This is a genomic window from Mesorhizobium sp. LNHC252B00, assembly GCF_000502955.1.
Lineage (GTDB): Bacteria > Pseudomonadota > Alphaproteobacteria > Rhizobiales > Rhizobiaceae > Mesorhizobium.
Genome location: NZ_AYWO01000002.1, coordinates 101,383 through 114,562 on the forward strand (window position 1 = coordinate 101,383; position 13,180 = coordinate 114,562).

Consider the following 13,180-nt stretch of genomic DNA (forward strand, 5'->3'; position numbering starts at 1 on the left):
TCCTTGCGTTCAGTGCTGAAACCGGTTGGAGAGACTTGCAGGCATCCGTCGTCCAAATGGACTGCCAGGTGCGCTGTCACTCCACTTGCGACAGATAGGCAGGGAACCGACGCCAGGCACTCTTGCCCCGATCACGAAGCCGTCACCCGCGCAACCGATGACTTGGTATCCCCGACCTCGTTGCGACGGCCAAGCCGGGTGGCGCCATGCGGCGACAGCACGGGCACGAAGACGCGGCGCGAGGCGCGCTGGGCGACCGGCACGCCTTGATAGAGCCGCTTCTGCGCCTCGACGACGATGACCCCGGAAAAGATCGGCCACAGCCGCCGGCCGGCGCGTTCGAGCACATTGTGGAACTGCATCATGAAGCGCCGCCGCGATGGCGGGAAGAAAAGCGCATCGGACCAGGACGCGGGCGTGAAATTCGCCTCGCGCAGCAATTCGGTGAGCTGTCCACGCGAAAAAGGCCGGCCATTGCCGAACGGCGTGTGCTCGAAGCGCGCCCAGACGCCGCGCCGATTCGGGACGACGATGACCACCCGACCCGCCGGCGACAGCACACGCCAGATCTCGTTCAGCGTCTCACGCGGGTTCTCGACATGTTCGAGCGAATGGACGAGCAGCATGCGGTCGATGCAGGAATCGACCAGCGGCAGTTCCTCGTCGAAGACCAGCGCCGTCGCCGTCGGCCCCGTCGCCGGCCAGACTACGGCGCCCTGCGTTGCCGGCATGAAGGCGAAGACCCGCTCGGCATCGGTGCCGAAGCGCTCCAGCCAAGGCAAGGTGTAGCCGAGACCGACCAGCCGCTCGTTGGGCACGGCTGCCCATATCGACGACAACGCCATGGTGATCGAACGCTCGGCGAACTGCCCGAGTGTTGTCGAATAGAAGGAGCGAAGATCGACGATGTCGGAATGCATGGCAGGGATGTAGCCGTGATGTCGTCGGGTTTCAATAAATGCATCGATAACCGGGATGACAGCGGCCCGCTAGCGCCCTATGTCTGCGGCGATAATGGAGAGATGCGATGCCGGTCGAAATCGAACAGTTCATGTGCCGCAGCGACAATTTCGGCATTCTGGTGCACGACCCCAAAAGCGGCCAAACCGCGATCATCGACGCGCCCGAGGAAGCGCCCATCCTGGCCGCGCTCAAACGTACCGGCTGGACGCCGACAATGATCCTGACCACGCATCACCATGTCGACCATGTCGAGGCCAATTTGGCGCTGAAGGAGCGCTTCAAGCTGCGCATCGTCGGCCCGGAAGCGGAAAAGGCCAAGATCCCAGGCATCGACGAAACGGTCGAAGACGGCTCGGTTCTCCATCTTGGCGATGAAAAGATCGAGGTGATCGCCACGCCCGGCCACACTGCCGGCCACGTCTCCTACTATTTGCCTGGATCGAAAGTGGCGTTCACCGCCGACACGCTGTTTGCGCTGGGGTGCGGACGGCTGTTCGAATGCAAGCCGCCGGTCATGTACGATTCGCTGAAGAAGCTGGCGGCACTTCCGGCTGAAACGGTCATCTATTGCGGCCACGAATACACGCTCTCCAACGCCCGTTTCGCGCTGACCGTCGATCCGACCAACTCGGCGCTGAGAGAACGCGCTGCCAAGATCGAGGCGTTGCGCGCCGCCGACAAGCCCACGCTGCCGACGACGATCGGCGAGGAGCTGTCGACCAATCCCTTCCTGCGCTGGCACGATCCTTCTGTCCGCAAGCATCTTGGACTGGAGAAAGCTTCGGACGCCGAGGTCTTTGCCGAAATCCGCAAGCGCAAGGACAATTTCTAGAGTCCGGTGATATCGTCGAAGCCATGACCAGCTCCGCCGAAATCATCGCGACGCTCGGCCTGAAGCCGCATCCGGAAGGCGGCTGGTACGCCGAGACCTTTCGCGATGACGCTGGCGGCGCGCGCGGCCATTCGACCGCTATATATTTCCTGCTGGAACGGCATCAGGTGTCTGCCTGGCACCGGGTCAAGGACGCCGCCGAGGTCTGGCATTTTCATGCCGGTGCCCCGCTGGCGCTGTCGATGTGGGAACAAAGCAGCGCCGTTATCGAGCAGGTGCTTGGCATCGATCTCCCAGCCGGTGAGCGGCCGCAGATCGTCGTCCCCGCGGGCTGGTGGCAATCGGCGCGTAGCCTGGGCGAATGGACGCTGGTCGGCTGCACCGTCGCACCGGGCTTTGAGTTTGCGGCGTTTGAGCTGGCCGAGCCGGGCTGGCAACCGAAACAATCCTAACTCAATTCAATAAGAAGCCTAGCGTGATCGCGAGTTGAGCTGCGTAATAGAGTAACCAGACGGCAAAGCGCATCCAGCTGCGGTGCGGCGAGATGGCGGCCACCAGGAATTTCTCCGCGGCGAGCATCCCGTCCGACGCCATGAACAACACGGCGCCGCCGAGAATCCAGACGCTGCTTGTCGTCAGCGCCGAAACACCCATCGCGAGGATCGCAGCGACATAGACGGCGATAGGGACACGAAGGCCGGGGCCGACGCGCCGCCACAGCGCCGCCAGCATGACGATCGCAAACACCAGCATGGCCAGCGCGATCGCCCCACGCCACGATTCGGCGCCCAGCAACTCCAAGCCGCCGCCGCTGCGCAGGAACAGCACGGCATAGACAATGTGGGCGACAAGAAAACTGGCGAGCCCGCCGAGAAACGCCTTTTCGCCGTCGCGCGACAGAAAGGCGTCGCCAACAGCGCTGAGCGCAAGGGCTGCGACCAGCAGCAACGGGCCGCCTTGCAGCGCCGCCAGCACGGCAAGCATCGCCACGGCAAGCGTCTTTGCCGCCGAGCGGGCGAGCGTCGGCGGCATCCCGAGCGTGAAGGCATAGATCACCGCAGCAGCCAGCGAAAAGATCAGCGTCGCGTTGGCATTGGCGTCAATGCCGCCCGGGAAGGGCATCGTCATGCCCGGGCTCCGCCTTCGGATGCCCCGGCTCCGCTTGCGGATGCCCGCGCTCCACTCTCGGTCACGGCGGGCTTGCGCAGAAACAGTGACTTTGCCGCCAGAGCCGCGCCGCCGGTGATAAGCACGCAGGCGGCAAGAATGCGCAGTGACGGCTCGGCGGCGCCGGCTGCGATCAGCACCAGCGTCGACAGCAGTGGCGCGGCATAGCTTGCAGCACCCAGCACCTGGATGTTGCCGCGCTTGACGCCTATGTCCCAGGCATAGAAGGCAGCGCCGACCGGCATCAGGCCAAGGCCGACCACGGCCAGCCACTGGCCGGCGCCGTCAGGCAGAACCGTTTGTTCCAGGGTCAAATGGCAGGCGAGCGACAGCACCGCGGTCGCGGCGCAGAACCAGGTGACGATGCTGCTCGGCACCGACGGGAAGCGCCGCGACAACAACGAATAGGACGACCACATCACAGCGCAAACGGCGGCCATGGCATAGCCGTAAGCATAGCGGGCGTCGAAGGCGATGCCGGCGCCCTTGGTGACGATCAGCATGGTGCCGGCAAGGCCGAGCAGCGCGCCGACGACGTGGTTCCATGCCAGGCGCTCGCCCGGCATCAGCGCCGAACCAAGCACGATCAGCAACGGCCACAGATAGGCGATCAGGCTCGCTTCCACCGCCGGTGCATTGCGCAGCGCGGTGAAGTAGAAGAAGTGGTAGCCGAACAGGCCGGCAATGCCGATCAGCCAGACCTGCAGTGGTATTTTCTGGCTCTTGTCGGGCGCCGGCATGAACAGCCGCGCGATGAGCCCGACCCCGGTGCCGATCGAGAAGGTGATCGCCGACAGCAGGAATGGCGGCACCTGGCCCGATCCATCGGTAAGCAGCGCCAGCAACGCCCACATGGCGACCGCCGAAAAGCCAATCAGTGTTGCGCGCCCCATTCCGCCTCCAGTGGCGCGCGTATGGCGCCTGCCCTACTGTACTGCCTCGAAACGCCTGGCGCTGATGGTCAAGGTGCCGATCTGCGTGCCCACCGTGGCGCGGATCGGCGCATATACGCCGGTTTGGCCGAGCGGTGCAAACGTCACCATCATGCGGCTGCGGTTCTTAAGATAATTCAGCGCCTTGCGGCCCTTGCGATAGCCCGCCACCGGCTCGAAACCCATTCGGCAGGTGATGGTGTCGCCCTTATAACCCGGCACCGAGATCGTCCCCTTCGAAGCGTAGGTTAGTGACAGATCGGCACGCATCTCGCCGTCATAGAACTTCACCGTGCGGCCGCAGACCTGGTCGAGACTGTCGGCATGGATCACCGTCGCGGCCATCGGATCGAGCACCGAGACCAAATCGCCGGCACCGATAGGCACCCAGCTCTTGGGGTCGCGCTTGCCCGGCGCCGGAACGACCTGCGTCGAGGTGACCGCGCCATCTGCAAAGCGGATATCGACCGTCGATGCCTTCTTTCCAGAGGTGTAATCGGCACGGAACGCCTGCGGCACCATCTTCTTGCCAGAAATCGTGCCTTTCGACGAGATCGTGCCGCGCGTGTCGTCGAACAGCTTGGCCAGACCCGCGGCGGTGACGCTGCCTTCGATCGCATAGGCGCCGTTCTCATAGCGGCTGGAAAACGTTGATTTTGCTATCGAAAGGCCTAGAAACGAGACCGTGTACTCTCCCTTGAATGACTGTGGCGAGGCAGTGGACGCGGCGGATGGCAAGGCAATCGCAAGCAGGGCAGCAAGGGCAAGAGACAAACGAAGCATGACGGGATCCGGTCCTTGATTTTCGGCCGGAGGCGGGCAACTCCGGTCTGGCATGTCCCTATGAGACCGCTTATAGGATGAATTCCGGCCTTAATATGAAATGCCGGGCGCATCCGTGGGGAACCCGGAGCTTGACGCCTCGGCGAAATGCAACTATGGAACGCCAACTTTTCCATAAGGCCGCCTGACCAGAACCGCGCGCCACCCGGCGCGGGCTTGAATGTTTGGCAGACCCGAGAACTGAAGGTTAGAATCATGTCCCGCACCTGCGAACTCACTGCCAAGGCAGTCATGTCCGGCAACAATGTGAGCCACGCCAACAACAAGACCAAGCGTCGCTTCCTGCCGAATCTCGTCAACGTGACGCTGATTTCAGAAGCGCTGAACCAGAATGTGCGCCTGCGCATTTCGGCCAACGCGCTGCGTTCGGTCGAACATCGCGGCGGTCTCGACGCCTTCCTGGCCAAGGCCGACGTCAAGGAATTGTCGCAGCGTGCGCGTCTGTTGAAGAAGCAGATCGCCAAGAAGATCGCCGAGCAGGTCGCCGCCTGATATCGTTCAAAGGCGGGGGACGACCGCCCTGGCCAACCTCTTGTTGGCCTGAACATCGGATCGAGCCCGCAAGGTTTCGGCAACCCGATGCTCAAATACGAGCGAGCGTGATCCGGTTTCGGCATGCGCTCCGCTGGTTCCATTACCCAGGATAAAAAAATGACTTCCTTCTCGCGATACCTGCCATTCGTGGCCGCCATGGCATTTGTAGTCGTGGCTTCGAACATTCTCGTGCAGTTCCCGATGCAGGGCCAGGTCGGCGGCCTCTCACTGGCCGACCTTTTGACCTGGGGTGCCTTCACCTACCCGTTCTCCTTCCTGGTCACCGACCTCGCCAATCGCCGCTATGGGCCAACCGTGGCGCGCAGGATCGTCTTTGTCGGCTTCATGACGGCAGTGGTCTGCTCGATCCTCGTCCCGCCTTTCCTGTTCCGTCACGGCCTGATCGAGTTCGAGACCGCCGCCGACCGGCTGGTGCGGATCGCGGCGGCGTCCGGCGCGGCGTTCCTTGCCGCGCAATTGCTCGACGTGACCGTCTTCAACCGGCTGCGCCGGCAGAGCTGGTGGCGCGCGCCAATCGTCGGCACGCTGGTCGGATCCGTGTTCGATACCGCCGTCTTCTTCACCGTCGCGTTCTCGGCCGCGTTTGCCTTCGCTGGTCCGAACGACAGCTTTGCGCTCGAAACAGCACCGCTGATGGGCGTCTTCCATGTCGACGCCATGCGCTGGATTTCGTGGGCGCTCGGCGATCTCAGTGTGAAGCTGATCATCGCCGTTGTGGCATTGATCCCCTACCGGCTGCTCGCTGCCCGCTGGAGCCAGCCGGCAGTCGCGGCTTAAACCATGATCCCGAAAAGTGGGACGGGGTTTTCGGAAAAGATCATGGTCGGACAAAGATCATGATTCCCTGGGTCCAGCTCGATTCGGCGAAGACCCCGGATGGTGCGCAGGAACTTCGCCTCAAGCGGCGCGGTTCCGAATTCTCGATCATGCTCGGCACCAACGAGCTGATGAACAGCCGACTCAGCGGGTCCGAGGAGGCGCTGGCAAAACTATCCTGCCAGCGGATTGCCGGCCATCGGCGGCCAAGGGTCCTGATCGGTGGGCTTGGCATGGGCTTTACGCTGCGCGCCGCACTCGCAGAACTCGGCAGCATTGTCGTCGCGGAGCTGGTGCCGGCGGTCGTCGCCTGGGCACGCGGCCCGATGACCGAAATCTTTGGCGGCTGTCTTGACGATCCGCGTGTCATTATCCACGGGACTGATGTCGGGCAGCTGATACAGTCGGGCCCCGCGGCTTGGGACGCCATCCTGCTCGACGTCGACAACGGCCCGAAAGGCATTGTCCACAAATCCAATGATGCGCTTTACAGCCTGCAGGGCCTCGGCGCTGCTCGCGCCGCCCTCAAGCCGGGCGGAGTGCTGGCGGTGTGGTCGCAAGGCCCCGACAGCGGCTTCACGCGGCGGCTGAAGCAGGCCGGCTTCGCGGTCGAGGAGGTCAACACACGCGCTAACGGCAAGCGTGGCGCGCGCCATGTTATCTGGATAGCCACCAATGGCTCACGAACCTGACCGGACGCTGTCATAGCTCTATTGATCGCAGGTCGGTGCGCGCTCAATCCTGGTGGAGAATAAATTCCAGGTAGAGGTTGCGCTGCAGGATCGAGTGGTTGTCGTCGGAAATCAGCGACACCATCAGCGCACCATCGTCGCGGGTCCAGACGTCGAGCCCTTCCATATTGTCGATCTGGTAGCCCATGTCGGCTTCCAGCAGCACCGGCCCGTCGGCGACCGCACCCTTTTCGACGCTCTCGCCATAAATGCGTCGCAGCCGCATTTTGACGCCCCTGGCCATCGAAAAGCTGCGCTCCAGAAGCAAGAGGTCGCCATCCGGCAGGAAGGCGCCGTCGGTGATATCGAAGTCGCCGTTGCGCTTGACGGTGAAGACGCCCTTATGCGGCCCTTCGATGATGGCGGCATAGATGTTGCCGGCCTTGTCGAGGCTCTTCTCGGAGACCACGACCAGACCGCCCTCATGCTGGCCGTTGGCATTGGCGTGGGTGACGGTTTCGAAGCCTCGATTCTGGCGCAGTTCCCCGGCCGGCACCACGAAATCCAGCTGCTTGAACGGCGCCTTCATGTCGGCCGGATCGATCTTGAACTGTGCGACGCGGTGGTTGCGCTCGAAGCCGACGGTGGCAACGCCGTCCTTGACCGCGAGGCCTTCTGCATCGACCTCCCACTTCTTGTCGATTGGCCGACCGGTTTCGTCGACCATCTGCTGCATGCGGAAATTCTGGATGCCGGACGGCCGCTTGTCGGCGTCGCGGACCACCGTGCCGAAGAACCAGAACCCGGTGTCGGCGACGCCGATGAAATCGCCGCCGGCTTTCAGGAATCGGAACGCCGACAGCGCACCGAAATCGCGACTTGGCGAGGTCGTCTCCAGCCCGCCGACGAATTCGAGCGGACCGAACTGCTTGTCGGCGCCGCCAATGTGGAATTCGGCGATTGACCTGGCCGAGACTTCGACCGGTTCGACCGAACTTGAGCCGAGCGAACCGGCTGCTGCCGAAGCCACGCCGGAAAGCAGGGCGATGGCGGCGAAAATCGTCTGCTGAAAGCCGCCGCGCCTAGAGATCATCCGGCGCGCCGCATGCCGCCACGCCGCGTATCCTTCGCGCTCTCCTCGGCGAACAGCGAAGCCAGCTGCTCGGTCATGGCGCCGGCCAGTTCCTCGGCATCGACGATGGTGACGGCGCGGCGATAATAGCGCGTGACGTCGTGGCCGATGCCGATGGCCAGCAGCTCGACCGGCGAGCGCGTCTCGATCAGCTCGATGACGGCGCGCAGATGGCGCTCGAGATAATTGCCAGGATTGACCGACAACGTCGAATCGTCGACCGGCGCGCCGTCCGAGATCATCATCAGAATCTTGCGCTGCTCCGGGCGGGCGATCAGCCGGTTGTGCGCCCACAGCAGCGCCTCGCCGTCGATGTTTTCCTTGAGCAGGCCCTCGCGCATCATCAGGCCGAGATTGCGCCGTGCCCGTCGCCATGGATGGTCGGCGGATTTGTAAATGATGTGGCGCAGATCGTTGAGCCGGCCGGGGTTCGGCGGCTTGCCGTCCTTCAGCCACTTCTCGCGCGCCTGCCCGCCCTTCCAGGCTCGGGTGGTGAAGCCGAGGATCTCGACCGAGACGCCGCAACGTTCCAGCGTGCGCGCCAATATGTCGGCGCAGGTGGCTGCGACCGTGATCGGCCGGCCGCGCATGGAGCCCGAATTGTCGAGCACCAGCGTCACCACCGTGTCGCGGAATTTGGTGTCGCGCTCCTGCTTGAAGGACAGCGGCTGCATCGGGTCGATAACGACACGCACCAGCCGCGCCGGATCGAGGTAACCCTCTTCCAGGTCGAAATCCCAGGAGCGGTTCTGCTGCGCCATCAGCCGGCGCTGCAGCCGGTTGGCCAGGCGGCCGACGACGCCAGACAGATTGGCAAGCTGCTTGTCGAGGAAGGCGCGCAGTCGGTCGAGCTCTTCTTCTTCGCAAAGTTCCTCGGCACCGACCGTCTCATCGAAAGCGGTGGTGAAGACCTTGTAGTCGATTTCCTTCGGCAGATTGGTGAAGGGGTTGTCGTTGCGGCGCGCCTCGCCGGGCGTCTCGGCGTCCGCATCGTCATCGTCGGACAGATCGTCGGCGGTGGCATCGGACGCTTCCGTCTCGGCCGATTGCTCGTCATCGGCCGAAGCCTCGGCATCCTCGGACTGCGACTGCTCGGAGCCCGAATCCTCTTCGCCGCCCTCCTCGCTTTGCTCGTCGCCTTGCGGCTGGTTGTCGTCATTGTCCTCGGAGTCTTCCGTCTCCTGCTCGTCGCCGAGTTCCTCGGCCATTTCCATGGAGGCGAGCATCTCGCGCACGACGCGGGCGAAAGCCTGCTGGTCGCCGAGCTTGGCGGAAAGTCCCTCGAGATCCGCCTTGGCCTTTTCCTCGACCCAGGGCCGCCAGAGTTCGACCAGCCGCTGGCCGCTCTTCGGGATCGGCCGACCGGTCAGCTTCTCGCGCACCATGAGCGCAAGTGCTTCCTCGATCGGCGCGTCGGCCTTGTCCCTCACGTCGACGAGATTGGCCTTGGCGTATTTGTCTTCCAGCATCGAGCCGATATTGTCGGCGACGCCTTGCATGGCACGTGAGCCGATCGCCTCGACACGAGCCTGCTCGACAGCGTCATAGATGGCGCGGGCCGCCTTGCCATCCGGCGCCAGCTTAGTGTGGATGCGCACATCGTGGCAGGCACGCTTCAGCGCCATCGAATCGCCGAGGCCGCGGGTGATCGCGATGTCGGTCTTCGAAGCCTTCTTCGGCAGTTCGGGCAGGCGCGCGCGGCTGCCGGCGAGTGCCGGCCTATCCTTGGCGAAACCGACTTCAAGCTCCTTGTCGCCGGCAATGGCGCGCATGCAGACGGTGACGGCGCGCTTGAAGCTGTCGGCTTCAGACCCCGTCTTCGATTTGTTGCGCGTGTTGTCGCCCGGACCCGCCATCGAGACTCTGCTTTAGCCCAGCACCACGTTCGCGGCGCTCTCGGGCAGATCCTCCCCAAAAGCACGTTGATAGAACTCGGCCACCAACGAACGCTCCAGCTCGTCGCATTTGTTGAGAAAGGTCAGGCGGAACGCCATGCCGATATTGCCGAAGATCTCGGCATTTTCGGCCCAGGTGATCACGGTGCGTGGGCTCATCACTGTCGACAGATCGCCATTGATGAACGCCGAGCGCGTCATGTCGGCGACGCGCACCATCTTGTTGACGATTTCCTTGCCCTTGCCGTCGCGATAGTGCTTGGCCTTGGCCAGCACGATGGCAACCTCATTGTCGTGCGGCAGGTAGTTCAGCGTGGTGACGATCGACCAGCGGTCCATCTGCGCCTGGTTGATCTGCTGGGTGCCGTGATAGAGGCCGGTGGTGTCGCCGAGGCCGACCGTGTTGGCGGTCGAGAACAGCCGGAACGCCGGATGCGGACGGATGACCCGGCTCTGATCGAGCAGCGTCAGCCGGCCCGACGATTCCAGCACGCGCTGGATGACGAACATCACGTCCGGACGGCCGGCGTCATATTCGTCAAAGCATAGCGCGACATTGTGCTGGTAGGCCCAGGGTAGGATGCCGTCGCGGAATTCCGTGATCTGCAGCCCGTCCTTGACGACGATCGCGTCCTTGCCGACGAGATCGATACGGCTGACATGGCTGTCGAGGTTCACGCGCACGCAGGGCCAGTTGAGGCGGGCGGCGACCTGTTCGATATGGGTCGACTTGCCGGTGCCGTGATAGCCCGACACCATGACTCGGCGGTTATAGGCAAAGCCCGCCAGGATCGCCATCGTCGTGTTCTTGTCGAAGAGATAGTCCGGGTCGATGTCGGGCACATGCTCTGATGTCACCGAATAGGCCGGCACCACCATCTTGGACTCGAAACCGAATTTCTCCTTCACCGACACCGTCGTGTCGGGCAGGTTGGCGATGTCGCGATCGACCTTGTTCATATCTCTCAACGTCTCCACGGGCGAAAAGCCTGATTTCGCCGGCAATCGATTTTGTCCGGGGGCGGTCTTAGAGCCTTTTCCAACCTTATGAAAGTTGGAAAACGACGCGAACCGTATGGTCGCTCAGCACAGGCCCGCCTGTTTGAGCACGCGATAGGCCTGCAGCACATCGCGGAACCGGTCTTCCGAACCTCTGTCGCCACCATTCGCATCCGGATGGTGGAGTTTCACCAGTTCCTTATAGCGCGCCTTGATTTCCTTGCCAGTCGCCTTTGTATCAAGGCCAAGCGTTTCCAGCGCCTTGGCCTCAAGCGGCTTGGCCTTGCGCTCGCGCGCCTCGCGCGGATCCTTCGGCCCCTTGAACAGGTCGAAGGGGTCGCGCATGCGATTGTAGTAGCCGGCGCGGCCGGAACGCATCTGCGCCATATCGGGCGACGACCGCGTCGAGGCACCGTTGGCGCCCATCTTCCAGGTCGGCCGATGGCCGGTCATCGCTTCCTTCTGGAAACGCGCGACCTCGGTGTCCGGCACGCCGGAGAAATAGTTGAAGCCCTTGTTGTATTCGCGCACATGGTCGAAGCAGAAGCGGAAATACTCGCCTTCCTTCATCCGCCCGACCGGCGCGCGATGTGTGCCCGCCTCCTTGCAGCCGTCCCACTGGCAGATCGGCGAGTGCGACTTCAGCTCCGCGTCCTTGTCGGGGCGGACGCGAATCTTCTCGAAATATTTGGGGTACGGCTTCATCTTACCCATTTATGGGGCGTTCGCAGATGCGAAACAAGAATTGACATTTTCGCGATGATCGCCCTAACCGCTGAATCGCGGCATAAAACAGGCGAATGGCGGATTTTGTTGAGCGGCAGCGGCTTTTGCGCAGACCGATTCCGGTTTTTGCGGGCAGATATGCCGGCCATATGTGGTGAAGGAATACGGCGATGTCCATACAGACGACCATGGAAGACAAGCTCAACAAGGCGTTTTCGCCGGACCGGCTGGTCATCATCAACGAGAGCCATCTCCATGCCGGCCACCATCACCACGGCTCCGATCATCATGGCGCCTATGACGGCACAGGAGAGACGCATTTTCGCGTGCGCGTCGTCTCATCCGCCTTTGCCGGCATGAGCCGCATCGACCGCCATCGCGCCGTCAATGAACTGCTTGCCGACGAGTTGAAGGCCGGCGTGCATGCGCTGGCGATCGAACCGGCGGCGCCCGGCGAAAAGACCCGCTGGTAGCTCGGTTCCGCCGCCCGCTTTTCGCCGCGCTCAGAGCCCACCTCGAACAGAAACGGTCCGGGTTGAGATAGCGCGCTGTCCAGCAATGCGCCGAGCCGTTCGCACGTGGTCTGATCCAGTAGCTAGAGCAATCCCAGGAAAAGTGCGAAGCGGTTTTCCGTCCGGCATTGCGTTAAAACAAAGAGTTAGAGCGGTTTGCCGTTTCCGTGAAACGGTAAAAAGCTCTGACGCACGAGCCTCGATCAGCCGACCGTCGATTTCAGGAATGCCAGCGCGGCCGCGGTCAGCGCGTCGCCGTCCTCGCCGAAATCGCGATTGATCGACATGTGCGTATAGGCGCTGCCGTCGAACAGGGTGACCTCGGTGCCGGTGGCGCGCAGGCGTTCGGCAAAAGTCTTCGAGGCTTCGCCACGGCCTGGCGCTCGCGAATAGGCGATGAAGGTCGGCGGATGCTTGCGGCCGTCGACGTAGCTGGCCGGTGAAAGTGCGGCCCATTGCGAGGGGTCGGAAAAGACCCGAGCATAGGCCCGGACCATGCCGCCATTCCTGGCGAGCGCTGCAAGATCGTAGGCACGGGTGTCATCGAGAAGCAAGGCAGCGACGTCCGGCAACCCGCCGCGCATGCCGCTCAGTGCAATCAGATGACAGCCGGCCGAATGACCCATGCCCACAATGCGCTTGGGGTCGCCGCCATGCTGGGCGATGTTGGCTCTGATATAGGCATAGGCCATTTCGACGTCACCGGCCTGGGTGGCGACATCGGCCTCAGGCAACATCCGGTAATCGATGGAGACGAAGCAGAAGCCATTGGCCAGCAGGAAAGCCGGCTTGGCGTTGACCTGGCTGCGTTTGCCGAATTGCCAGGTGCCGCCGTGGGCGAAGAACACGACCGGCAGGCCGGTTGCATCATCAGGCGCATAGATATCGAGCTTGGCTGGCCCGTAGTCGAAAGTTTTTGGCGCCGGTTGGCGCAAGCGCCACACGGCCGATGCTCCCGACGGCAGCATCGCCGCCACGGAAGCCAGAATGAAGCTTCGTCGATCGATCATCGTGGTCTCCCGACCATGTCGACCAAGAGTGCCAGCGGGCGGCACAAGCGTCCAGTTGAGTATGGCACATGGATCCGGTTCGGCGATCGACCATCGATCCGAACCGCGAATGGGCTCTCAACCTTTT

Annotated in this window: 15 protein-coding genes; 6 read left to right on the top strand and 9 right to left on the bottom strand. The window is 62.9% G+C overall.

What is annotated here, in order from left to right; all coding sequences use genetic code 11:
* Window positions 1-131: 131 nt before the first annotated feature.
* Entirely contained in the window at window positions 132-920 is a 789-nt protein-coding gene (locus X744_RS166145; protein ID WP_023757252.1) for a methyltransferase domain-containing protein, read from the bottom strand.
* A 107-nt stretch (window positions 921-1,027) separates the two neighbouring features.
* On the opposite strand from X744_RS166145, the gene gloB reads away from it, so the two are divergent.
* Both gloB and X744_RS166135 read left to right on the top strand, forming a co-directional pair.
* On the top strand, window positions 1,028-1,795 hold the full coding sequence (gene gloB / locus X744_RS166140; protein WP_023757253.1) for a hydroxyacylglutathione hydrolase: 768 nt from the start codon (window positions 1,028-1,030) through the stop codon (window positions 1,793-1,795).
* A 23-nt stretch (window positions 1,796-1,818) separates the two neighbouring features.
* The gene (locus X744_RS166135; protein ID WP_023757254.1) at window positions 1,819-2,247 is read left to right on the top strand and encodes a cupin domain-containing protein; all 429 of its coding nucleotides are present in this window, start codon (window positions 1,819-1,821) and stop codon (window positions 2,245-2,247) included.
* Window position 2,248: 1 nt separating this feature from the next.
* On the opposite strand, the gene X744_RS166130 is transcribed toward X744_RS166135, so the two are convergent.
* The 3 genes from X744_RS166130 to X744_RS166120 are packed head-to-tail and all read right to left on the bottom strand — an operon-like array spanning window position 2,249 to window position 4,677.
* On the bottom strand, window positions 2,249-2,923 hold the full coding sequence (locus X744_RS166130; protein WP_023757255.1) for a lysoplasmalogenase: 675 nt from the start codon (window positions 2,921-2,923) through the stop codon (window positions 2,249-2,251).
* Entirely contained in the window at window positions 2,920-3,855 is a 936-nt protein-coding gene (locus X744_RS166125) for an EamA family transporter (RefSeq protein WP_023757256.1), read from the bottom strand. The genes X744_RS166130 and X744_RS166125 overlap by 4 nt, the downstream gene beginning before the upstream one ends.
* Window positions 3,856-3,888: 33 nt before the next feature.
* Window positions 3,889-4,677 (bottom strand): DUF3108 domain-containing protein, encoded by a 789-nt coding sequence (locus X744_RS166120; RefSeq protein ID WP_023757257.1) that lies wholly within the window; start codon window positions 4,675-4,677, stop codon window positions 3,889-3,891.
* A 255-nt stretch (window positions 4,678-4,932) separates the two neighbouring features.
* Between X744_RS166120 and rpmB the strand changes: the two genes are divergently transcribed.
* From rpmB to X744_RS166105, 3 genes are all read left to right on the top strand, one after another.
* A complete protein-coding gene (rpmB, locus tag X744_RS166115; RefSeq protein ID WP_023757258.1) occupies window positions 4,933-5,229 on the top strand; it encodes a 50S ribosomal protein L28 in 297 nt (98 codons plus the stop codon).
* Window positions 5,230-5,388: 159 nt separating this feature from the next.
* Window positions 5,389-6,069, top strand: coding sequence for a queuosine precursor transporter (locus tag X744_RS166110; protein ID WP_023757259.1), 681 nt, complete (start codon window positions 5,389-5,391; stop codon window positions 6,067-6,069).
* A gap of 59 nt (window positions 6,070-6,128) precedes the next feature.
* On the top strand, window positions 6,129-6,800 hold the full coding sequence (locus tag X744_RS166105; protein ID WP_023757260.1) for a spermidine synthase: 672 nt from the start codon (window positions 6,129-6,131) through the stop codon (window positions 6,798-6,800).
* A 43-nt stretch (window positions 6,801-6,843) separates the two neighbouring features.
* Here the strand turns inward: X744_RS166105 and X744_RS166100 are convergent, their stop codons facing one another.
* The 4 genes from X744_RS166100 to X744_RS166085 form a co-directional block, all read right to left on the bottom strand.
* Window positions 6,844-7,872 carry an esterase-like activity of phytase family protein gene (locus X744_RS166100; RefSeq protein WP_023757261.1) on the bottom strand — a complete coding sequence of 343 codons (1,029 nt, stop codon included), beginning with the start codon at window positions 7,870-7,872 and terminating at the stop codon, window positions 6,844-6,846.
* On the bottom strand, window positions 7,869-9,767 hold the full coding sequence (gene cobT / locus X744_RS166095) for a cobaltochelatase subunit CobT (protein ID WP_023757262.1): 1,899 nt from the start codon (window positions 9,765-9,767) through the stop codon (window positions 7,869-7,871). The genes X744_RS166100 and cobT overlap by 4 nt, the downstream gene beginning before the upstream one ends.
* Before the next feature lie 12 nt (window positions 9,768-9,779).
* On the bottom strand, window positions 9,780-10,766 hold the full coding sequence (gene cobS, locus X744_RS166090; protein WP_023757263.1) for a cobaltochelatase subunit CobS: 987 nt from the start codon (window positions 10,764-10,766) through the stop codon (window positions 9,780-9,782).
* A 123-nt stretch (window positions 10,767-10,889) separates the two neighbouring features.
* Complete coding sequence (locus X744_RS166085; RefSeq protein WP_032906956.1) at window positions 10,890-11,519, bottom strand: J domain-containing protein; 630 nt, start codon at window positions 11,517-11,519, stop codon at window positions 10,890-10,892.
* Window positions 11,520-11,701: 182 nt separating this feature from the next.
* Here X744_RS166085 and X744_RS166080 point away from each other — a divergent pair, with 182 nt between their 5' ends.
* Window positions 11,702-12,004, top strand: coding sequence for a BolA family transcriptional regulator (locus X744_RS166080; RefSeq protein WP_023757265.1), 303 nt, complete (start codon window positions 11,702-11,704; stop codon window positions 12,002-12,004).
* 242 nt (window positions 12,005-12,246) lie between these two features.
* Here the strand turns inward: X744_RS166080 and X744_RS166075 are convergent, their stop codons facing one another.
* A complete protein-coding gene (locus tag X744_RS166075; protein ID WP_023757266.1) occupies window positions 12,247-13,053 on the bottom strand; it encodes an alpha/beta hydrolase in 807 nt (268 codons plus the stop codon).
* Between the last annotated feature and the right edge of the window lie 127 nt (window positions 13,054-13,180).